Raw genomic sequence first — 21,028 nt, 5'->3', positions numbered from 1 at the left:
TGGCTGAGGTCGGCGGCGCCGTCGGGGCCCATGGGAGTGCCGACGGTGATGAAGACCAGTTCGGCCCCGTCGAGGGCCGCGGCGTAGTCATCGGTAAAACTCAGCCGCCCGGCGCGCATGTTCCGGTCCAGCAACTCCTGCAAACCCGGCTCGTAGATCGGCGTCTTCCCGCTTCGCAGCAGATCCAGCTTGTGCGGATCGATCTCTACGCCGGTGACCCGGTTGCCCAGGTCGGCAAAACAGACTGCTGTGGCAAGGCCCACATAACCGGCGCCGACAACGCATATCGTTTTCATGAAGCCTCAGCCCCCTGCTCGTTCTATTCAAGGCATATTTCAGATCTGGTCGTTCCAGCTTAACCGTTGCTTCACCCTCCCTCCTGGCCGGTCTGTGGAGGTGGGGAGCTGTAGAGATGTGGAGATGAGAACCGATCCGCAGGCGCTCCACCTCCCGCCTCCCCACCTCCATGGTGAAGGCGCGATCGTCAGGCAGATCCCTTCTGGTCCTCACTGCTCGCCAATCAGCGACACCTCGGTGACCCGCGAGTCGTAGTCGTGTCCATTGGCATAGATCTCAATGCTGCGCAACAGGCGATAGTCAGGGAGCCAGCCTTCGTCGCGCAGATCGAAGCTGATATTGGCCCAGGCGGCCCGTTCAATAGGAATATACGTAACGCCGGGCTGGGTCACCCGTGGGGGCTGATCATCATTGTCGCTGTAGACGCAGACGACGCGCTCCTCCTCCGGATCGGCGGGTGAGCTGCGCTTAGCTACCAGGCGGATCATCACCGGACACTCTGTGCCGCGGTCGCCCACATCGTTGAGCGACTGGTAGAGAATGCGCGCCCAGAGGGAAAAGCGTAGCGAGCGGTACTCCGAGATGTCAACCCCTTCGCCGCGTGGCCCCAGATCCTGCTTGATTCCCGTGGTAAAGCCGCTGACCTGGTTGCCGGGCCGGTAGAACCAGGCGGCCACGCGCCGGTCCTCCGGGCCGCAGCTTCCCTCGGGGAGCTGGGGGCGGCAGATCGGCGAGAGGCGAAAGAAGCCCCGTTGTTCCAGCGGCAATGCCGGGCCGGAGTAGACCCGCCAGGTCGTGGATCGAGGCAGGGTCGGGTCGTCCTGGCGGGTTGTGTTATTGTATTCCTCCTCGCTGAACTGGCTGAAGCCGCCATCGCGGATCAGCTCCCAGCGGGCAGGCACGACCACGCCGGGCACGCCGGCCGGGTCGAGCACGAGGCGTTCGCGGGGCCGCACCTCGACGCTGCGCCCGTCGGCTCCGCGCACCACTGCCACGCCGCTGCGCACCGCTACGTCGGCGAAGAGGGCATTGCCGCCATCGGGTCGCAGCACCGCGCGCTCGGGTGGAAGCAACTCGATGCTGTAACTGCCGCCAACTCCCAGCTCAATCAGCGCGTCGGCCACCCGCACCGTGTAGCGAGCCTGCTCGTAGCGCTGGTCGGGCTTGATGTCGTAGCGGACATAACCGGCCCGCTGGCGGATGGCAATCTCGAGGGTGCCGCTGTGCCAGCGACTGGTGCGTAGCGTCTCCATCGTCATTTCGGCGCCGGCCCACAGATCGAGCTGGCTGTTCTCGAACAGGCGCACACTGGCCATCTGCCCATAGCCGGCGGAAGCCACGATCCGCACCGAGTCGCCCTCGGCCAGCGGCTGCTGGTCGCGCGAGCCTTGATACACCGTGCGATTGGCCGGTCGCCAGGCGATCGCCTCGGCGGGACCGCGCAGGATCAGCACCGCCTCGCGCGGCTCGGTAGTGGTGCGGTAGACCTGGCGCGCGGTCCACAGGGCCCAGGCGACCATCCCGGCAAACAGAGCAAAAAAGAACAGGAGCGTCAGCCAGGCCAGCAGCAGGGTGCGCTGGCGGGCGGCGCTCCGCAGAACTGGCGATGGTTCGGCGTAGTCCATAGACGCGCTACCGCTCCCGGGCGGCCAGCACCAGCGCGGCTGCTCCGAGCAGACCGGCATTATCGCCCAGGGTGGCGGCGATGATCGGCACGTCGCGATAGAGGGCCACCTTTACGTGGGCGTAGGCGATTGCTCGGGCTCGTTCAAGCAAGCCCGGATTGTTCAAGATCACTCCGCCGCCAGCGATCACGATCTCCGGGCTGAAAATGTGCAGGATCGAGGCGAATCCCAGGCCGAGCAGCCGCGCTTCGCGGTCCATCAATTCGGCGGCCAGCGCATCGCCCGCAGCCGCGGCGGCGGCCACATCGGCGCCGGTCACCGTAGCCGGCGTGGCCCGCTGGTGCAAGAGGCTCTCGGGGCGCGCAGGCATTGCCGCGGCGGCGGCGCGCCCCAGAGCCGTGCCCGAAGCCAGATCCTCCCAGACTGTGCCCCCTTCGGCATCGAGGATCATGAACCCCAGCTCGGCGCCCGCGCCCATGCGTCCCAGCAACAGGCGCCCATCGCTGATCACCCCGCCGCCGATGCCGGTGCTTACTGTGACGTAGACCAGATCGCGGCAGCCCTGGCCGCCGCCGAAACGCCACTCGCCCAGCGCGGCGACATTGGCGTCGTTGCCCAGTTCTACTGGCAGCCCGGTGGCCTCGGCGATCATCGAACGCAAGGGCACCGTGTGCCAGCCGGGCATATTCGGCGGCGAATACACCGTCCCCGTGGCCGGATCGAGAGGGCCGGGCGCGCCAATTCCCACGCCGAGCATGGCGGCGCCCTCCGGCAGCCTGGCGTGCATCCGCTCGATCAACCCCACTATCCGCCCGATGACGGCCGCAGGGCCGGCTTCGACCTCGGTGGGAATGCGCTCGTGGGCAAGGATTTCCCCGCGCGCCGTCACCAGCGCAGCGCGCAAGAAGGTGCCCCCCAGATCTACGGTGATGACATACTCCATACCCGCGATTATAGCACGCCGCCGGGAGGGCCAGGAGCGGCGCCCTGCCGCCAGACGTTGCTGATACACCGTCTTTGCCAGGGGGAGAAGGATAGGCAAACCCGCTTTCCTCATCCCTCTTCCCGCCCTCTTGACGCACAAGTGTTTTCTTTGCTATACTTGCTACAAAAGTTCTACTCCGGCGCCTCTGGCTGCGCCATGCGACGCGCGCAGCCAGAGCGGTTCGCACAGCGCACACGCCTTGTTGAACGTTCGCCGTTGGCCCCATCCGGGCTGCGGCCAGAGAAAGGATGGGGAACATGCGTCGAAGCGATGAGCCTTCGGATCGTCAAAAAGAGATCCTTGACTTCATCGAGGACTTTGTACGTGAGAACGGCTACCCGCCGGCAATTCGCGATATTCAGCGCGGACTCAAGATCAGCTCGACGTCGGTGGTGGCCTACAACCTCAACGCCCTGAGGGACAAGGGCCTGCTCAGTCGTAACGGCAAGGTGTCGCGCGGGATCCGGCTAACGTCGCGCGGTGACGCTGCGCCCGTCAGGCTGAGTGGCAGAGCCGGTCTCGTGCCGCTGCTAGGGGTGATCACCGCCGGTTCTCCGCTCCCCGACCCGCAAGAGGTGGATACAGAGGCGGCCGAGAAGATCGAAGTGCCTGCCGAGATCATTCCCCCGGAAAAGCTCGCCAACGTGTTCGCCCTGCGGGTGCGCGGCCAGTCTATGATTGACGCGCTGATTGACGATGGTGACATTGTGCTCCTGCGCCACCAGGAGAAGGCCGAGAACGGCCAGATGGTCGCCGCGTGGCTGATTGATGAAAACGCGGTGACCCTCAAGAAGTTTTACCTGGAGGGCAACCGGGTTCGTCTTCAGCCGGCCAACAGCACCATGGAACCAATTTATACCTCCCCTGAGAACGTGCGCATCCAGGGGCGCGTCGTAGGAGTGCTGCGCAGCCTGCTCTGAAGGTTTCTCTTCCCGGTGGCTGGTAGAGGGCGGGAAAGCCGGATTCTCCCGCCCTCAATCCTGAGCCGCGGCCTTCAGCGCGACTGAGGCCGCCGCTGGCATCGCGGGAAAGCCGGATTCTCCTGCCCTCAATCCTGAGGTGTTCCTGCGTGAAATCGCTCACCCCGCACGCGGCGGAGTCACGTGCCACCAGTCGCGCCAGACGTAGGCTGCCAGCCCCATCGCCAGCAGCAGCAGCGCAAACCCCAGATCGCTCCCGCGCGGGCGCCAGCGCCGCCCCGGCACTATCAGGTGCGTCGTCATCCAGCCGAGTAGCACCGTCAGCATGGCGTAGAAGATCAGTGTTGCCCGGTAGATCGGCGCTACCATCGGGCCTCCCGGCCCGGAGAGGATGACCCCGGGCCACAACATGGTCAAAAACGGCAGGCCGCTCAGGGGATCGCCGTAGCCGAAGAAGTTCATCGCCTGGTCATCCGATGGTGTGAACGTGGTGATCGCTGTCAGCGCGCTGAAGGGTTGCAGGTACACCAGCGCCGGCGGCGGCGCCTGCCCCGGCGGCATCGTAAATCGCTCCCAGACGGTCGCGAGCAGCAGCGGCACGGCCAGCAGCAGCAACACCAGGGCGTAGGCCACCACCGTTGCCAGCGTGGTCCGCTGCAGCAGGGCCGAACAAAACAGGCCCAGCGTCCCGAAGAAGATCGTTGTCATGACCAGAAGCGCCAGCGCCTTCAACAGGGCCAGAGGCTCGACGCCGCCAAACACAAAGACAACGCTGAACACCGGCACGGCGGCAAAGATCAGCATGAACAGGTAACCCAGCGCCGCCACCAGTTTGCCCCATAATATCTGCTCAGGCCGCAGGGGCGTGGCTATGAGCATATCGTAGGTCAATCCTTCCCGCTCACTGCTGATGGCTCCGCTGGTCATCGCCGGGGCCAGAAATACGACGAGCAGCAACTCCACAAAGGCCAGGCCCTTGAATAATCCCTGACCCACCTGGGCGCTCAGGAGCACGCCGCCGAAGCGCGCCTGTTGCGCCATCAATTGAAAGATCCCCGCTCCGGTCAGGGCCAGTAGCGTGAGAAATACGGTCAGAACCACATAGGGCCGCGCGCCCCGCATGCGTGTGCGCGCCTCGCGCACGATGATCGGGTTCAGTTGTGGTCTCTGGAGGCGTATTCCCTGCATACTTCCAACTTCCTGCTACACAGCGTGTAGGCGCGTCAGCGCCAGGTTTGATCGGGACGCCATATTCAGCAATCCGAAATCCAAAATCCCCAATCCGAAATGATACTACTCCGCCGCTGTCAGGCGCAGGAACAGCTCCTCCAGGTTCTCCGCCTGCGCTCGAAACTCGCTTACCACCACCCCCGCCTGCACCAGGCGCGTCAGCAGCGCCGCCTGCCGCTCTTCGTCGCTTTCCTCCACCTCAACCAGCACTACTGCCGCGTCGGAGGGATCGGCCCGCACGCCCCGCAGCCGCGGCAGGCCCTCCTCTGGCGCGGCCGCCAGTTGCTGTAGCAGGGTCTGCGCTGTCTCCAGGCCCCGCAGCACGCGGATGCGCAGCCGGGCGCTTCCTTCCAACTGCCGGCGCACCGTCTCCACCGGCCCGCTGACCACCATCTTCCCGCTGTCAATGATCCCGATCTCGTTGCACACCTCGGCCAGCTCGCTCAAAATGTGCGAACTAACTACCACCGTCTTGCCCATGTCCCGCAGGGTGCGCAGCAATTCCCGCAGCTCCACGCGCGCCCGCGGGTCCAGACCGCTCGCCGGTTCGTCGAGCAGCAACACGGGCGGATCGTGCACCAGGGCGTGGGCCAGGCAGAGCCGTTGCTGCATGCCCCGCGACAGGCTCTGCACATAGGCGTTGCGCCGATCGGCGAGATCCACCAGACTGAGCAGTTCGTCCACCGTCCGGCGGCGGCGCGCCGCGTCCAGTCCGTAGCAGCGGGCGAAGAAATCGAGGTATTCCCAGACCCGCAGATCGTCGTAGACGCCAAAGAAGTCGGGCATGTAGCCCACCAGGCGCTGGCCGCCGCCGGGGATGAGCCGCTGGCCCATGAGCCGCACTTCCCCGGAGGTCGGCTCAATCAGCCCGGCGAGCAGGCGCAGGGTAGTGGTCTTGCCGGCGCCGTTGGGGCCGATAAAGCCGTAAATGCTCCCCCGTGCCACCGTCAGGTTTAGATGGTCGAGAGCCAACGTGCGGCCGTAGCGCCGGGTGAGATTGACCGTTTCGATCGCCGGGGTCATGGCAGGCTTCCCTTCAGTGTGGCATCTACGTAGATACATCCGCCAGCATTGCCCAGAGGGTTGCTTAATCGCACGCGAATAACCCCGTTGCTGCTCAGGAAGCGCTCCGGGGCCTCGATGGGCTGCGAACGGTGCGTCAGCGTTTGCGCTTCCCAGACGCCCGCGTCCCAGTTGTACAGTTCAATCACGGTGGTGTTTTGCCAGGGACCATCGGCGCCGGTTTCCAGGGTCAGCGCCTCCGGACGCAAGCCGTACAGGTCGCGGGGCAGCACCAGGCTCATCACCGCCGGCTCGGAGCGCACCAGCAGGCCCAGACCCTGGCCGCCCGTGCAGGTGACGGTGGCGGCGCTCTCGAAGCGGGTCGCCAGCCACCCTCGCCCCAGCGTCACCGTATTGCCGACAAACCGTATCTGCGGCGTAGCAGTGATGAGCGTCGTGTGCTGGGCGGTGGTTCGCGTCGCGTCGAGGTTCGCCGCCAGAGCTGGCGCGCGCTGCCAGGCAATGACCAGAGGCTGACCGTTCCGAAGCGACAGGCCATAGCTGTAGTACGCGTCGAGAATGCGGATGCGCTGCTGCACATAGGCAGGGATCGGCTGGACGCCAGACTGACCCTGTTGGTCGATCTCTTCGTGGTAGATCAGGTACCCCAGCGGGAAGACCGGCCCGAGCAGACCAGGCTGGCCCAGGCGCTGGCGTCGAAGCACGGCGCTGCGGCGCTCGCCTGGCGCCAGATCGCCCAGGCGCGCCACCCGGTCGCCCTGCACCAGGGCTACATCCAGCAGCGCCTGATCGCCCTGGTTCTCGACCTCGCCGCGCAGCTCGTCGCCTGCAATGGTGAGCTGGGCGGCGAGGCCCATCGAGCTGGTAATCACATCGGTCGTCACCGCGCGCATGGACCACTGGGCCACCTCGAAGGAGTGCGCTTGCGCGCCCGCGCCGCCTTCCTGGAGAAACACGCCGCCGCCGGCCGTGGACGGATCCCACGGCCCCTGGATGGAGACCGGGCGCAGCAGTGGAGCGGCGTCGTTCGCTGCCGCGACGCGCAGACTGTACATCCGCCGTTCGGGGGAGAACAGCCCGATGAAGGAACGCAAACGGGCCGCATCGCCGTCGAATGTCTCGACCAGGTTGACCGAGGCCAGCAGCACGTCGCCGCCGCGCCGGGCGTAGCCGACGCCATAGGTCAACCCGGCAAAGACGAGGGTAACCGCCGGAACCGCGATCCAGCCCCAGGCCTGCCGGTCGAAGCGGCGCAGTACCAGATAGGTGACCGGACCTACCAGGATAATGTAGGCCAGCACCAGTCCGGCCAGCAACCCGAGGGGGGGAAACTCCAGGACCGGCAGGCTGGTGAGACTGGCGGCCAGACTGCTTTCGAGGAAGCTGTCGGGGTGCGTGGCCTGAGCCTCGAAGCCCGGCGGCGGCGGCACGAGAGGGCGCAGCAACACCTCCCACGCCTCCGGGGCCTCGACCCACGCCCGGACCGCCGGATGGACCAGCGGCCATGGGGTCACGGTGATCGCGCCGCGCCCCAGGCTCTGCTCCAGGGCGCTCACATTCGCGCCGGGGACGAGCGGTACGGCATAGGGAGAAGGGGCGCCAGCCCGTTGCAGAGGTTTCAGGCGGGCCAGCGGCACCGAGCCGGCTCCGGCAGCGGCGCCGAACAGCGACGTGGCGGCCACCGGCTCGACTGCGGTCACCGTTACTGTTCGCAGAGTCTCAGGCAGGCCGGCCAGGGTGCGTTGCAGTCCATCTCCGCCGCCGAGGATCAACTGGCCGCCCCGGAGCACCCACTCGCTAAGCGCTACGCGCTGCCGGTCGTTCAACTTCTCAGTAGACGCATCTTCCAGAATGATCGTCTCAAACACACTGAGGCCGAGGCCGTGCTCAGGGAAGTTTCCGGGACGCAGCGTAACCGGGACGAGCACGTCCCCGCCGGACAGACGCGCGGCCAGGTTCACCGGCGCGTCGTTTGGACCGACGATGGCGACGTAACGGGCCCGAGGATTGAGCGGGGGGAGTTGCAGGTTCGTGGCGGCGAGTTCCTGGCCCGCGTCGAGCGCCTGCACCCGCAGCCGCCGCGAAGCGGGAGTCAGGTAGACATAAATGGGAACTGCTTTACGCCCGCGGTTCGGCAACTCGACGACGGTCGTGTAGCGGGCGCCCTCGCGGCTGCTGACGCGCACCTCTACGATCCGGCCAGGGCCCTCGTTGGCCAGTTCAACAATGATCGGCATCCAGTGGTTGGGGCGAAACAGCCCCTCATAGGCGGGCCGGGCAGTGAGGCTGATCGTCTCTGCGGCGACGGGTGCGGCGCGGCCCGTCTGTGCCAGGGTGGCAGTCAAGATCGGTGCAATCAGTAGAATGGGGAGCAAACGACGGAAGGATCGGGACACAACCGGCGCTCCTCGCGAGACACGCTACCGTTCGAGCATTACTCAAGAAGGTTGACCTGCCGGCGCAGAGATACAGGCCTGCTATACAGACGAGAAGGCGGCGGTGGAAGTTCCACGGCCGCCTTGCGGTATAGAGAATCGCCATCCAGGTCTACAGCGAGCCCACTGCCTGGCCTGTGAACGCCAGGCGCACGAGTGAAGGGGAGAAGTCCGGGAAAACGTCGGATGCCAGTTCGATTCCGAGTAGCTGGGTGTAGACGCAGGAAACCTCACGGTGATGCCGGTACGGAGCGCCCGGAGGAGCCGCCCTAGCGACGACGCCGGCGCAGCAGCGTATCTGGCTCGATAACGACGCGCGCGGGCGCGTGCTGGACTTCGCGCAGCGCCGCAACGGAGACCAGGGCGAGAACGATGGCGATAGCAAGGAAAACGAGTGCGCTCATAGCAGGGGTTCCTTTCGACCTACTGGCCTGAAACGTTCATCTGAACGGATTGGGACTGGAGGGAGGCCGCTCTAACGAGAACCAGCTCACCGCCATCGTTCATCAGGCCGCTACGGACTTCGCGCCGCCATGGTCGGCATGCGTCGTTATCTTGTATAGGGTAGTATAGCGAAAAGATCGCACCACGTCCATACCAATTTCGGGAGTTTTTCTTCACGATTTCGGCGCTCCGGGCAACCGGCAGGAACTCTCGGTGAGGATGCTACAATTCTGGCGGGGTCATGGGGAACCAACGTTTCTCCATCCTCCGACGAGCTGTCAGCGGAGCTTGCAAGCGTGCAGGGAGGCGCCATGGGCAGTCGCTTTGATGAGATGCGGATCTTCTCGGGCAATGGAAATATCCCCCTTGCTCAGGCGATCTGTGAGCGGGTTGGCGTACCGTTGGGAGATGCGACGATTGTCAAGTTTGCGAATGAGAACATTTTTGTCAAACTCAACGAAAGCGTCCGGGAAAAGGACGTATTCGTCGTCCAATCACTTTCGACTCCCAACCTGAGCGACCGGATCATGGAGTTATTGATCCTGCTCGATGCGTGCAAGCGCGCCTCGGCCGGGCGCATCACCGCGGTGATCCCCTACTACGCCTATGGTCGCACCGACAAGAAGGACCAGCCGCGCGTTCCGATTACGGCCCGGCTGCTGGCCGACATGATCCAGGCCGCTGGCGCGCATCAGGTCCTCACGATTGATCTGCATGCCGGGCAGATCCAGGGCTTCTTCAGCATTCCGATGGACGAGTTGACGGCCATGCCCCTGCTGGTGCGCTACTGGGCCGACAAGGGCTGGGATGATCTGATCGTCGTGGCGCCCGATGTCGGCTTTGCCAAACGCGGACGAAACTTCGCCGAGGCCATTGGCGCGCCGCTGGCGATCGTCGAGAAGCGCCGCACTCAGCAGTTGGGGCGCCGCGATGGGCCGTTGACTTCAACCGAGGCGCTGAATCTGATCGGCGATGTAACCGGCAAACGCTGCCTGATCGTTGACGATGAGATCGCCACTGGCGGCTCGATCCTGGAGGTCGCGCGCCTGCTCGAACGCGAGGGCGCCCGTGAACTTTACGCCTGCTGTGTGCATGCGGTGTTCGTCAGCGAGGCGGCGCAGCGCCTGCAGCAGTGCGGGCTGCGCGAGGTGGTGGTCACCGATACGCTTCCCCTGTCGCCCGAACAACACTGGCCAGGGTTGACCGTGCTGAGCGTCAGCACGCTGCTGGGTGAGGTGATCCAGCGCATCCATAGCGGCATTTCCGTGGATGCAATTTTTACCCATCGCAAGCATCCGGCGCTGGGGTGAACGCAGTTCCAGGAGCGCGGAGAACCCCGCTTTCCCCCACACCGCAGCTCAACGGGAGGGACTGGGAGGGCTTCGCTCTCCCAGTCGCTTTCCTCAGGCCGGGGCGCCCCGCGCCCCGGGTTCCCACCCTCCGAGTCTTCCCCGCGGGCCGGGGCGCGGGGCGCCCCGGGTTCCCCACCCTCCCCGAAGGAGGTGTCCTGATAGGCTCTCATGACGAGATGGTCATACAAAAAGGAGTATTCAAGGAAACAAGAATTGGGGCATTTTGAGTAATACGTCTCCGCGCCAGGCTTGCTAAGCTAGCGATGCCGAGTAGCGTCCTACGCGTATGGAGGAGCGTATGCTCAGGAAAGGAATGCCTATCGTCCTGATCGCCCTGGTTGGGCTGAGCCTGCTGCCAGTGGCCTGTGGTCAGGGTGGCACTACAGGCGGCGATGGATTGCGGGGCAACATGACGATCGCCGGGTCGTCGGCGCTGCAACCCCTGGTGGATCAGGCAGCCCAGGTCTTTCAGAGGGAGAATGCCGCTGTACGGATCACCGTTTCCGCTGGCGGCTCAGGTGCCGGGCGCGCCAATGTGTGCAAGGGCACTATTGACATCGGCACTAGCGATGTGCCCCTCTCAGAAGAGGAAAAGCAGAGTCTCAACTGCGCCGATGCAGTGGAGACGGTCGTGGCCGTTCAGGCCTTTGGCGCGGCGGCGAACCCGCAGGGTCCCGGAGACGTGAAGGCGCTGAGTCGCGAACAACTGGTAGGCATCTTCAGCGGGAAGATCACCAACTGGTCGGAAGTCGGCGGGACCGACCAGCGGATCGTCGTGATTAACCGCGCGGCTGGTTCAGGAACCCGCGCTCAGATGGCGAACTATCTTTTCAATGGCGACGACTCCCAGTTTGCCACCGGCGCCGCCGAGGTGGATGCCAACCAGACGGTGGTCAACAACATTCGCCAGACGCCCGGCGCGATCTCCTACCTCGGCTTTGCCTTCCTCGGTGATGCGGGGATAGTCGCCTTCAATGTACTGGACGATGCTGGCCAGGTTGTCGAGTTGTCCGAAGCCAACATCGCGGCCGGCAAATGGCCCATCGGCGGCCCCGGCTTTGGAATTACCAAAGGCCCGCCCAGCGAACTCGAGCAGGCGTTCCTGAACTTCATAACCAGCGCGGAATTCGCCAACGACCCCATCTGGCAGAATCTTGGCTTCGTCTCGCCAGCACTGAAAGCGGCCGGTTCACGCTAATGCGGGCTATGCTCAAGTCTCAGGGGCTTCACCCACTCCCTGGGTTCTGGGTTGGTTTTGGCGGCCAGGCCGCCAAAACCAACCGACTGGACGGGCGGCTCCGCCGCTTTAGCCCCACCTGGAGGCGGACGTTGTGTGAGCCCTGGGATGGGCCAACCCTCCCTCAAAACCAGGCTTTAACGTGTCAGATAGGGATCCTGGAGGTCGCCGTCCTCCTCGCCTCCCGAACTTGTATGTATGTAGTAGGCCTCGGAGCGGAATCAGTCTCAGGCAAGGTGCAATATGACCCAGCCATTGATACGCGCCCAAACGATCTTCTTTGCCTGCGCCGCGATCATCGTGCTTGCCGTTGCCGCACTGATCGGCTTTCTTGGACTGTATGGACTACGGATCTTTACCTTCACCAGTCCAATCGAATTTTTCTTCGGCACAACCTGGGACAAGACTGCGCAGGTGTTCGGAGTAGTGCCGCTGCTCTACGGCACCGTAATGACCACATTAATTGCTATGGTAATCAGCACCCCGATCGCTCTTGGAGCGGCGATTTATCTTGCTGAAATCGCCCCAGAGCGCATTCGGGAGCCGCTGGGAGTGGTCGTTGATATGTTTGCGGCGGTGCCTTCGGTAATCTTCGGACTGATCGCCCTGGCGGTTTTGGTGCCTTGGGTTCGGGAAACCTTCAACGCCCCGCTAGGTCAGGGCATATTGCCGGCTGCGCTCATCCTCGTGCTAATGGTTCAGCCAACGATTATCAGCATTGCTTCGGACGCGCTGCGCTCGGTGCCAAACTCGCTCCGCGAGGGCGCCGAGGCCCTGGGGGCCACGCGGCTGCAGATGATTATGCGGGTACTGCTGCCAGCAGCGCGATCCGGATTGCTCACAGCGGTGATTCTGGGGATGGGCCGCGCCATTGGCGAAACGATGGCGGTGCAGATGGTAATCGGGAACATTACCTCGCGCATCCCTCCCAACCTCGTTACCGGCGCTACCACGATGCCCGCAGCGATCGTTACACAGTTGCCCGAAGCGGCTCTGCCGACGCAGCGCTACGCGCTTATTATGGTCGCGTTTTTGCTCCTATGTATCACCTTCGGGTTGATTGTGCTAGTGCGGCGGTTCTCAGCCAGACGCGCGTAACCTGCAACCTTGTCTCTGAGGGTGCGTTGGGCCGAGGCGAGGGGAAGGACCATTTCCTCATCCGAAGGAAGCCGTCTTCAAGAGGAAGGCTCAGGGAGAAGAGCTATGAGTTCGGAGGCGCAGATTGATGTGCTCGCTGCGCGCCACGCGGCGCGCAGCGAAGCGCGAACGGCGGCCCAGCAGCGCGCGAAGCTCTATGACCGGATCGGCACGGGGGTGTTGTTCGCCGCGGTGGGGATTCTGGTGGCGCTCCTGGTGTTGATTATTGGCCGTATCCTCATCCTCGGGGTGCCCCAGTTGAGCTGGCAGTTTCTAACCACAGCCAGTTCGCTGACCCAGCCCGGCGGCGGCATCGGGCCGCAGTTGTGGTGCACCATGTACTTGCTGGTGCTCACGCTGCTGTTTACTGTGCCGCTCGGCGTTGGCGCGGCCATCTACCTCGAGGAGTTTGCCTGGCCCAACCGCTTTACCAACGCGGTGCGCTTCTGCGTCGAGGCCCTCTCTACTGTGCCATCGGTAGTGTTCGGCACCTTTGGCGCGGCGGTATTCCTGGTCACCTTCGGCCTGGGGTACAGTCTGATTGCCGGTGCGCTGACCTTGACGATCCTGAACCTGCCGCTGATGGTGCGGGTAAGCCAGGAAGCCATCCGGACGGTGCCGAAGGAATACCGTGAGGCCAGCCAGGCTCTCGCCGCGAGGCCGTGGGAGACGCTGGGCAAACTGGTGTTGCCCACGGCCCTGCCGGGCATCATTACTGCCATTGTGCTCACTGCCGGGCGCGTGATCGGTGAAACGGCGCCGCTCATTCTCACCATGGGCACCTCGATTTCCCCCAATGCCCAGTTCAGTCTCAACCCGTTCCTTCCCGGAGAGACGCTGGCGGTACGCATCTGGGTGTTGAAGATCATCGGCGTGCCTGGCCTGAAGGACGCAAATGCGGTGGCTGCCGGGGCGGCCGCGCTGCTGATCATTATCGTGCTGATCCTGAGCCTGGCGGGCGCCCTGCTGACGCGGAACTTGAATCAGCGCCTGCGCGGGCTGCGCTAAGAGCCTGTCCGGATCCGCGATGGCGTTCTGGGAGGGTGAACCCCTTCCATCAGGCAGGGGCGTGGGAAAACCTGGTTTTCCGACCCTCATACTACAACGAAACTTCTCCTTGTAGGGGAGGCTCGGAGGGGCGAAGCCCCTCCGAAAGCGCCGCACCGGAATGGGCGATTCTGCGGAGGCCGCAGGCCCCCGCAGCTCCGGCAGAGACGAAGTCTCGTTGTCGTACTAACCAGCGGTCAGAAGGGGAGAAATCAACATATGACGGCAACTGCCTCGGTCAAGGGCGTCGCCGCGGGTTCCCAGGCGGCGGCAGCCGTGCGTCTTCAAAACGTCCATCTCTACTATGGCACGTATCGCGCGGTAAAGGATATTAATCTGAACATCCCGCCACGGGCGATCACCTCGGTGATCGGTCCTTCGGGTTGCGGCAAATCTACCGTGCTACGCTCGATCAACCGCATCAATGACCGCGTGCCCGTCTTCCGGGTGGAGGGCAAGATCCTGGTGGGCGACGTAGATATCTACGGAGAGTCCGTTGATCCGGTCGCCCTGCGCCAGCGGGTGGGCATGGTCTTCCAGCGTCCCAACCCGTTCCCGATGAGCATCTACGACAACGTGGCCTTCGGCGTGCGCCTGTACGAACGGCTCCCGAAGAGCGAACTCGACGAGATTGTCGAGTGGGCGCTTACCGAGGCCGGGCTGTGGAACGAGGTCAAGGACAAGCTCCACAAGTCGGGGCAAAGCCTGTCTGGCGGGCAGCAGCAGCGTCTCTGCATCGCGCGGGCAATTGCGACCCATCCCGAGGTGCTGCTGATGGACGAGCCGGCCTCGGCGCTCGACCCGATCGCGACGCAACAGGTCGAGGAGTTGATGCTGGGTTTGAAGCGCTACTACACCATCATTATCGTTACCCACAATATGCAGCAGGCGGCCCGCGCCAGCGACTACTGCTTCATGATGAACGTTGATCCGATGGACAGGGCTGGAATTGTGGTCGAATTCGGCCCCACGGACCAGATCTTTACCAATCCGCAGAACCCGCAGACGGAGGAATACATCTCCGGGCAGTTCGGCTAAGCGTATGTCCGAGGAAACCCTGCCCGCGAAGAGGGTCCGGTAGGCCCGCGTCCTTCCAGAAAGAAAGTGGATACCCCGGGTATCCAGATAAGCGCGAAAGCAGTTATAGACGACCTGCTGGAGCTTCGGCCGAGCGGGATCTCGTCCAGACTGGCCGCGTCCAGGCTGCAAGCGGAGTTCTACCATCCGCAATCTCACCAGGGAGGGACATTTATGATGGCACAGCCGAATCCCCAGAGCGCCAGGCGGCTGAGGGTTCGTGACGTGACGCTGTTCGAAGATGGCGCTATGCCCGAGATCGAGGTGTGCAACTTCGATTTTTACTACGGCTCGTTTCAGGCCCTCGAATCGATTTCGCTGACCATCCCGAAGCACAACATTACGGCCCTTATCGGTCCATCGGGCTGTGGTAAATCAACCCTGCTGCGGGCCCTCAACCGGATGCACGACAATACCATCGGCGCCCGCGGAGAAGGCGAGATTCGCTTCGAAGGACGCAATATTCTTACGTGGGAGGATCTCGTTGATCTGCGCAAACGGATCGGGATGATCTTTCAGCGCTCGACGGCCTTCCCGATGTCGATTTTTGACAATGTGGCCTACGGCCTGCGCCTCGAAAGCCAGAAATACTCGAAGTCGGAGATCGAAGGGCGGGTAGAGCAGGCGCTGCGCGGCGCCGCCCTGTGGGACGAAGTGAAAGATAACCTCAAGAAGTCGGGACTGGCGCTCTCTGGCGGGCAGCAGCAACGGCTCTGCATCGCCCGGGCCATCGCCGTCGAACCCAAGGTTCTGCTAATGGACGAGCCGTGCGCGGCCCTCGATCCGATTTCGACCCTCAAAGTCGAAGAATTGATGCTCGCGCTTGAAAAGAGCATCACAATCGTGATTGTCACCCACAATATGCAACAGGCGGCGCGTGTCGCTGACTATACAGCCTTCATGAACATGAAGCCGGAGACTCGCGCCGGTCAGTTGATCGAGTTTGGCCCGACCAAGAAAATCTTCAGTAACCCGGACGACCCGCGAACCGAGGCCTACATCTCGGGTAAGTTTGGATAAAGGTCGGCGAGTCTTATGTCGCGGGAAGGAGCCCGAGCTGGCGCGCCACCGCCACCGCCTCGCGGCGGCCGTGTACGCCAAGCTTGGAATAGATCGTGCTGGTGTGCCGGCGGACAGTCTTCGGGGAGATAATCAGTTGCTCGGCGATCTCTTTGTCGGACCAGCGAAGAGCGAGCAGCGCCAGAATCTCTGATTCACGCCGCGTTAGAGGCTCATACTGCGCTGAGCCCGGATTGCCTTCTGTCAATGTGCGACGAGTGACCGGCGGGGGGGTGTAGATCGAGGTGGCCGTCGGAGTGCATTCGTGCTGGTAATACGGTAGAGGCTGGTTCTGAGCCGCATATAGGGCCGAATCGTCGCATGCGGGCGCGCGCGGCGGTTCGGCTCTGGCGTTGCTTGCGGCATAGCGCCGCTGCACAGTCAGGGTGTAGATCGGTTCTTCATCGGCGCTCAACGCCGCGTGAAACGTAGCCTCTTCTAGCAACCCCGCAGCAGCGAACCACTGTGCGGCCCGCCTGTGCAGTTGTTGCACGTTCAGACCGTGATCGGACGAGTGGTGGAGGCGATGCAGGAGCACCTCGCGAAATGGTCTGTGGAAGCGGTGCCACTGCCCGTCCGGGTCAAGGGGGATCATGAAGAGGTTGTTGCGTTCGAACCGTTCGAGGAGATCCTCGACATACACCGTTTCGTTGGGACGGCCAAGAAGCGCCGCCCCCAGGTCCGAGCACACCCGCCAGGGCAGGGCAAGGGCCAGCAGGGCCCGCTGGATCTCCCGCAATTGCCGGTTGAACACCTCCCGACTTAGATAGACCTTGATCTGATGCCTGGCCTGGTTGAGGCGTCCCGGTGTTGCGTGGTGCGCCAGCGCCAGCAGACGAAGCCCGCTGATCCACCCATCGCTCTCCTGCTGTAGCGTCGCCACCAGTTCGCCGGGTGGAGTCCTGCCGGTAAGCGTGACCAGCAGGGCGGCCGTTTCGGCCTCGCTGAAGCGCAGATCGTCGGCGCGAAGTTCGGTCACCTGCCATTGGGCCCGAAGGCGGGAAACGGCCAGTGGCGGGTCGCTTCGGCTAAGTATCACCATCCGGCAGTGAGCGGGGAGGTGGTGAATGACGTAGGTCAACAGGGGATGAACCGCCCCTGCGGTTATGGAATGGTAGTCGTCGAGGACAAGGGTAAGCGCCGCCGTGGTATTGTGGAGCTCAAGGAGCAGGAACTCCACGGCTGCGTCGAGTGAGGGCGGATCGGACGCAAGGAGCAGGCGATTACTGGTTGCCAACAGGCCGGGTGCAACCTGATCGATGGCAACCGTTACCCAGCGTAAGAAGTTCAGCGGATCCTGATCACGCTCATCAAGGTTCAGCCAGGCGACCGGGCTGCGTGAGGCCCCGGGCTGGTGCAACGAACCAGGCGCCGCTAAGTGTTCGGTGGCACGAAAGGCGCTCAAAAGCCACTGGGCAGCCAGTGTTGATTTGCCGGAGCCGGCAGGGCCGGTCACAAGGGTAAGGGGGCGCGTAGGAGAGCAATTGAGGCGCTCAAGAAGCGACTTGCGCCAGACAAGACCGGAGTGCAGCAATGGTGGAGTCAGTTTGTTCGGCGCGAAGGGTTGCGGGTCCCACGACGCCATGAGCGAATCTCCGGTTGGCATCACCATGCGCAAAAAAGTTTGTCTTCCCAGATTTAGATTGTAGAATAGAGTGATTAACTTTTTGTTGTTAATTTATTAGAGAATGAATAATAAACTGTCAAGGATCGTATATCCAGCATCTGCCCTGCGTGGTGCAATCAGCTACATTCTCGCGTGAGGGTGGTGGCGAGCATAGGGTAAAGAAAGTGCTGCCGAGGGCGCGATCGCTAACCGGCTCGCGAGCCTTGACCCGCACGCCAGGATCTGCCATCTGCACAATTACGCCCTGCGGCGGCCAAGAAGATAGCCGAGCAAAAAGGCGACCAGGATCCAGGGCAACCACGGCCGCCGGGCGAAGAAGTCTTCGACCGCGGGGTGTGCAGCGGCAGCTTCGCTGAGATCCTGGCCCTCGACAGTGCCAGTCGCGCGTTGGGCGGCGGTTGCCGAGGACATCTGAATGGACTCCGGCGTCCAGGGGGAGGGCTGCGGAGCCTCCTCGACCGCCGGCGCCTCGCTCAGGCGCGCCTGTTGGCGACGCTGGCGGGCTTCGATCTCCGCCGCGAGCCCCCTGAGGCTCTGGCTGATCAACGACCGCGCCGCACTATCGAGCAACTGTTGGCCAACATCGGCGATAGGGCCGCCAATCATCGCCTCGCCGCCGTAGTCGAGAATCGTCTGCGCGCCGTCCGTCCGCAGCTTTACGGCGCCGGCGCCCGTGAAAAAGCCGTTGCTGCCCGTGCCTTCCACGTGAATATCATACGACTCGAGCGACACGACGTTATCAATTCTGACGCGACCGGTGTAGGCGCCTCGCGCGGCCTGCACTGTGATCTCCAGGATGCTCTTCTGCTCGTTCTCGCCTACCATCTCGAGGCGCTGGCACCCTGGAATGGCGCGCGCCAGCGCTTCGGGGTCGTTCAGCGTGCTCCAGACCGCTTCGCGGGTCGCTGCAAAGGTGTAGTTTCCGGCAATCCGCACGGGGGTTCCTTTCGCTAGGATGCGGGTGGCGTAACCCGGAGCATTGCGCTACCGGCCTACTGTGTCCCGCCATGCTACATCAGGCCGGATGTATCGGCAAGGCAGGCGTTGACCTCCCGTGATGATCCTGCTGTTCGAGTGAACGGGCCACCGGTTACGGCAAGGGTGTAGAATGTCTTCGAGTCTTCCATGCATTTCTGCCCGGCTCCTGGCCTTCCCCCGGAGGAGAAGTTCACGGAGGGGCGGGTGTTCACTGCAAGGCTCACTGCCTGTACCGGCATCACATCAGGCGACTGACCATGCACGAACGTACTGCCATCAACGATCTGCTCAGCGGACGCATCGCGACACTGACGATCGCGCCCGAAGGGACGCTGCGGGCCGACGATCCCCCGCAAGGGTTGATCCTGTCCGGGGCGTTCAATCCGCTGCACGCCGGGCATGAGGGGATGGCGGCGGCGGCAGCGCGGATCACCGGGCTGCCGGTGGCCTTTGAACTGGCCGTGGTCAATGCCGACAAGGGGGTGCTTGCGCCCGAGGAAATCGCCCGTCGCGCCGCCCAGTTTGCCGGGCGTTACACGCTGGTGCTCTCGCGGGCGCCATTGTTTGTGGAGAAGGCCGCCCTCTACCCCGGGCGGCGCTTCGTAGTAGGTTACGATACGGCCGCCCGGCTCATCGCCCCGCGCTACTATGGCGGCGAAGCGGCGATGATCGCCGCGCTGGAAGCGATCCGCGCCGCGGGCTGTTCCTTTCTCGTCGCCGGGCGGCTGGTAGAGGGGCGGTTTCACACCCTGGCCGATCTTCCCATTCCAGCCGGTTGCGCCGACCTGTTTGCCCCTATCCCGGAGACCCTCTTCCGGGCCGATATCTCCTCCACCGAACTGCGTGCCTGCGGAAGCGAGGAACCCAGGTCACCCCGGCGCAACTCGGCGGGTGGCGCTACAGACAGGTAACAATCTTCTCATCGCAGGCGTCACGACACTCTATGGGCGTTCAGTTCCGTGCAGTACGCTGGCGGGTGGATGGACAAAGAAACTCATGACCGTATAATGGTTGAGATCTGAAAACCGGGAAATCAAGCGGGGTTTCACTATTGCGCCAGGCTGTCAAGGGCGACAATCTTCGGCGTAACCATTCCGGTCGCTCGGAGCAAACAAGGGGAACACTATGACTGCACAGCCGGTTAACTTCGCGCCCTTTGAAATGAAAATGCGTCGCGAAGGTCTTGAAGAGATTGTCATTGACAATTTCCGCCATTACTACACCGCCCTGGTCAATGGCGACACCGGCCTCGTGCCCGAGAGCGAGATTCGGCCGGTGAGCGCGCTGCCGAACCTGGAGCACCTGGGGGCCTACGAGGAAGCGGGACGGGCCTCTCTGGCCCGCGTGGCGGTGCTCAAGCTCAATGGCGGCCTGGGCACCAGCATGGGGCTGGAGCGGGCCAAGTCGGTGCTCATCGCCCGCGAGGGCCTGACGTTCCTCGACATTATCGCCCGCCAGAACCTGGCCGATCGCGCCCTCTACGGGCGGACCATCCCGCTGATCTTCATGAACAGCTTCAATACCGACGCGGATACCCGCGAGGTCCTGGCGCGCTACCCTGAACTGGCCTGCGACGTGCCCCGGACTATGCTGCAACACAAGGTGCCCAAGGTGTTGCAGGAGACTTTACAGCCTGCCGTCTGGCCCGCCGAACCGGAGCTGGAGTGGTGCCCGCCCGGCCACGGCGAAGTGTACGTCGCCCTGGCGACTTCGGGGGTGCTGGAGCAACTGCTGCGGTACGGCTACGAGTATCTGTTTATCTCGAACGCCGACAATCTGGGCGCCACCCTTGACCTGGCCCTGCTCGGTTACATGGCTCAGCAGCAGATCCCCTTCCTGATGGAGGTTGCCAGCCGCACCAAGGCCGACCGCAAGGGCGGTCATCTGGCCCGGCGCACCGATGGACGGTTCATGCTGCGCGAGGTGGCCCAGTGCCCGGAGGAAGACCTGATCTACTTCCAGGACATCGCGCGCCATCGCTACTTCAACACCAACAACATCTGGGTGAACCTGCACCGCTTGAAAGCGCTGCTGGAAGAGGGCCATAATGTGATCAAGCTGCCCCTGATCCGCAATCGCAAGACCCTCGATCCCCGCGATCCCGACTCGCCGCCGGTCTATCAACTCGAAACGGCGATGGGTGCGGCGATTGAGGTGTTTCCCGATGCCCAGGCCGTGCGCGTGCCCCGCAGCCGCTTCGTGCCGGTGAAGACCTGCGCCGACCTGCTGGTGCTGCGCTCCGATATCTATACGCTCGACGCCAATGCCCGGCTCCGCCGCCACCCCGAGGCCCTGGCCGTCAATCCCGTGGTCACCCTCGACAAGAAGTACTACACCCTGATTGATGACTTCGAGGCGCGGTTTCCCGCCCCGCCGTCCCTGCGGGCATGCAACTCGCTGACGGTGGAGGGAGATGTCTTCTTCGAGCCAGGGTCAACCTTCTGCGGCAATGTGAAGGTGATCAACCGCAGCAAGGTTCAGCGTCGCCTGCCGCCTGTTACGCTGGAGAACGAGGAGCGCGAAGTTTAGAGCGCTGACCGGAACGCGTGATCCAT

The 21,028-nt window shown here is 63.5% G+C and carries 18 protein-coding genes; 9 read left to right on the top strand and 9 right to left on the bottom strand.

Annotation, left to right across the window (positions count from 1 at the left end; translation table 11 throughout):
- The 3 genes from NZU74_19360 to NZU74_19350 form a co-directional block, all read right to left on the bottom strand.
- Positions 1-296 (bottom strand): 3-hydroxyacyl-CoA dehydrogenase NAD-binding domain-containing protein (locus NZU74_19360; GenBank protein ID MCS6883492.1); only part of this gene is annotated, 296 nt, incomplete at its 3' end.
- Positions 297-506: 210 nt separating this feature from the next.
- Complete coding sequence (locus NZU74_19355) at positions 507-1,922, bottom strand: hypothetical protein (GenBank protein ID MCS6883491.1); 1,416 nt, start codon at positions 1,920-1,922, stop codon at positions 507-509.
- Between the two features lie 7 nt (positions 1,923-1,929).
- Entirely contained in the window at positions 1,930-2,964 is a 1,035-nt protein-coding gene (locus tag NZU74_19350) for an ROK family protein (protein MCS6883490.1), read from the bottom strand.
- 200 nt (positions 2,965-3,164) lie between these two features.
- On the opposite strand from NZU74_19350, the gene lexA reads away from it, so the two are divergent.
- On the top strand, positions 3,165-3,827 hold the full coding sequence (lexA, locus tag NZU74_19345) for a transcriptional repressor LexA (GenBank protein ID MCS6883489.1): 663 nt from the start codon (positions 3,165-3,167) through the stop codon (positions 3,825-3,827).
- Positions 3,828-3,986: 159 nt separating this feature from the next.
- Here the strand turns inward: lexA and NZU74_19340 are convergent, their stop codons facing one another.
- The 4 genes from NZU74_19340 to NZU74_19325 all read right to left on the bottom strand — a co-directional run bounded on the left by NZU74_19340 (position 3,987) and on the right by NZU74_19325 (position 8,919).
- A complete protein-coding gene (locus NZU74_19340; protein ID MCS6883488.1) occupies positions 3,987-5,015 on the bottom strand; it encodes an ABC transporter permease subunit in 1,029 nt (342 codons plus the stop codon).
- 105 nt (positions 5,016-5,120) lie between these two features.
- Positions 5,121-6,080, bottom strand: a complete 960-nt coding sequence (locus NZU74_19335) for an ABC transporter ATP-binding protein (protein MCS6883487.1) — start codon at positions 6,078-6,080, stop codon at positions 5,121-5,123.
- The gene (locus NZU74_19330) at positions 6,077-8,476 is read right to left on the bottom strand and encodes a hypothetical protein (protein MCS6883486.1); all 2,400 of its coding nucleotides are present in this window, start codon (positions 8,474-8,476) and stop codon (positions 6,077-6,079) included. The genes NZU74_19335 and NZU74_19330 overlap by 4 nt, the downstream gene beginning before the upstream one ends.
- A 308-nt stretch (positions 8,477-8,784) precedes the next feature.
- Complete coding sequence (locus NZU74_19325) at positions 8,785-8,919, bottom strand: hypothetical protein (protein ID MCS6883485.1); 135 nt, start codon at positions 8,917-8,919, stop codon at positions 8,785-8,787.
- A 351-nt stretch (positions 8,920-9,270) separates the two neighbouring features.
- On the opposite strand from NZU74_19325, the gene NZU74_19320 reads away from it, so the two are divergent.
- The 6 genes from NZU74_19320 (at position 9,271) to pstB (NZU74_19295) (ending at position 15,829) form a co-directional block, all read left to right on the top strand.
- On the top strand, positions 9,271-10,269 hold the full coding sequence (locus NZU74_19320) for a ribose-phosphate pyrophosphokinase (GenBank protein MCS6883484.1): 999 nt from the start codon (positions 9,271-9,273) through the stop codon (positions 10,267-10,269).
- 340 nt (positions 10,270-10,609) lie between these two features.
- A complete protein-coding gene (locus NZU74_19315) occupies positions 10,610-11,509 on the top strand; it encodes a phosphate ABC transporter substrate-binding protein (protein ID MCS6883483.1) in 900 nt (299 codons plus the stop codon).
- Positions 11,510-11,791: 282 nt separating this feature from the next.
- On the top strand, positions 11,792-12,646 hold the full coding sequence (pstC, locus tag NZU74_19310; GenBank protein ID MCS6883482.1) for a phosphate ABC transporter permease subunit PstC: 855 nt from the start codon (positions 11,792-11,794) through the stop codon (positions 12,644-12,646).
- A gap of 105 nt (positions 12,647-12,751) precedes the next feature.
- Positions 12,752-13,693, top strand: a complete 942-nt coding sequence (gene pstA / locus NZU74_19305) for a phosphate ABC transporter permease PstA (GenBank protein ID MCS6883481.1) — start codon at positions 12,752-12,754, stop codon at positions 13,691-13,693.
- 258 nt (positions 13,694-13,951) lie between these two features.
- Entirely contained in the window at positions 13,952-14,770 is an 819-nt protein-coding gene (gene pstB, locus NZU74_19300) for a phosphate ABC transporter ATP-binding protein PstB (GenBank protein ID MCS6883480.1), read from the top strand.
- Between the two features lie 288 nt (positions 14,771-15,058).
- Positions 15,059-15,829 (top strand): phosphate ABC transporter ATP-binding protein PstB, encoded by a 771-nt coding sequence (gene pstB / locus NZU74_19295; protein MCS6883479.1) that lies wholly within the window; start codon positions 15,059-15,061, stop codon positions 15,827-15,829.
- A gap of 13 nt (positions 15,830-15,842) precedes the next feature.
- On the opposite strand, the gene NZU74_19290 is transcribed toward pstB (NZU74_19295), so the two are convergent.
- The gene (locus NZU74_19290) at positions 15,843-16,076 is read right to left on the bottom strand and encodes a LuxR C-terminal-related transcriptional regulator (protein MCS6883478.1); all 234 of its coding nucleotides are present in this window, start codon (positions 16,074-16,076) and stop codon (positions 15,843-15,845) included.
- A 1,656-nt stretch (positions 16,077-17,732) separates the two neighbouring features.
- Positions 17,733-18,431: a carbon monoxide dehydrogenase subunit G gene (locus NZU74_19285; GenBank protein MCS6883477.1), complete on the bottom strand. Its 699-nt coding sequence runs from the start codon at positions 18,429-18,431 to the stop codon at positions 17,733-17,735.
- Positions 18,432-18,730: 299 nt separating this feature from the next.
- Between NZU74_19285 and NZU74_19280 the strand changes: the two genes are divergently transcribed.
- Together NZU74_19280 and NZU74_19275 are read left to right on the top strand one after the other, a co-directional pair.
- Positions 18,731-19,384: a hypothetical protein gene (locus NZU74_19280; protein MCS6883476.1), complete on the top strand. Its 654-nt coding sequence runs from the start codon at positions 18,731-18,733 to the stop codon at positions 19,382-19,384.
- 214 nt (positions 19,385-19,598) lie between these two features.
- The gene (locus tag NZU74_19275) at positions 19,599-21,002 is read left to right on the top strand and encodes a UTP--glucose-1-phosphate uridylyltransferase (GenBank protein MCS6883475.1); all 1,404 of its coding nucleotides are present in this window, start codon (positions 19,599-19,601) and stop codon (positions 21,000-21,002) included.
- Positions 21,003-21,028 lie beyond the last annotated feature (26 nt).

This window comes from Chloroflexaceae bacterium, from assembly GCA_025057155.1.
Taxonomy (GTDB): domain Bacteria; phylum Chloroflexota; class Chloroflexia; order Chloroflexales; family Chloroflexaceae; genus JACAEO01.
Note: the sequence above shows the minus strand (reverse complement) of the source record. Positions and strands in the feature narration are given on the sequence as shown.

What these genes read in the sequence shown, in the direction of transcription:
- NZU74_19275 (MCS6883475.1), top strand. Translation starts at nt 19,599, where the DNA reads ATGACTGCACAGCCGGTTAACTTCGCGCCCTTTGAAATGAAAATGCGT.
- NZU74_19315 (MCS6883483.1), top strand. Translation starts at nt 10,610, where the DNA reads ATGCTCAGGAAAGGAATGCCTATCGTCCTGATCGCCCTGGTTGGGCTG.
- pstB (MCS6883480.1), top strand. Translation starts at nt 13,952, where the DNA reads ATGACGGCAACTGCCTCGGTCAAGGGCGTCGCCGCGGGTTCCCAGGCG.
- NZU74_19320 (MCS6883484.1), top strand. Translation starts at nt 9,271, where the DNA reads ATGGGCAGTCGCTTTGATGAGATGCGGATCTTCTCGGGCAATGGAAAT.
- pstA (MCS6883481.1), top strand. Translation starts at nt 12,752, where the DNA reads ATGAGTTCGGAGGCGCAGATTGATGTGCTCGCTGCGCGCCACGCGGCG.
- NZU74_19355 (MCS6883491.1), bottom strand. Translation starts at nt 1,922, where the DNA reads ATGGACTACGCCGAACCATCGCCAGTTCTGCGGAGCGCCGCCCGCCAG.
- NZU74_19340 (MCS6883488.1), bottom strand. Translation starts at nt 5,015, where the DNA reads ATGCAGGGAATACGCCTCCAGAGACCACAACTGAACCCGATCATCGTG.
- NZU74_19335 (MCS6883487.1), bottom strand. Translation starts at nt 6,080, where the DNA reads ATGACCCCGGCGATCGAAACGGTCAATCTCACCCGGCGCTACGGCCGC.
- pstB (MCS6883479.1), top strand. Translation starts at nt 15,059, where the DNA reads ATGCCCGAGATCGAGGTGTGCAACTTCGATTTTTACTACGGCTCGTTT.
- NZU74_19325 (MCS6883485.1), bottom strand. Translation starts at nt 8,919, where the DNA reads ATGAGCGCACTCGTTTTCCTTGCTATCGCCATCGTTCTCGCCCTGGTC.
- pstC (MCS6883482.1), top strand. Translation starts at nt 11,792, where the DNA reads ATGACCCAGCCATTGATACGCGCCCAAACGATCTTCTTTGCCTGCGCC.
- NZU74_19280 (MCS6883476.1), top strand. Translation starts at nt 18,731, where the DNA reads ATGCACGAACGTACTGCCATCAACGATCTGCTCAGCGGACGCATCGCG.
- lexA (MCS6883489.1), top strand. Translation starts at nt 3,165, where the DNA reads ATGCGTCGAAGCGATGAGCCTTCGGATCGTCAAAAAGAGATCCTTGAC.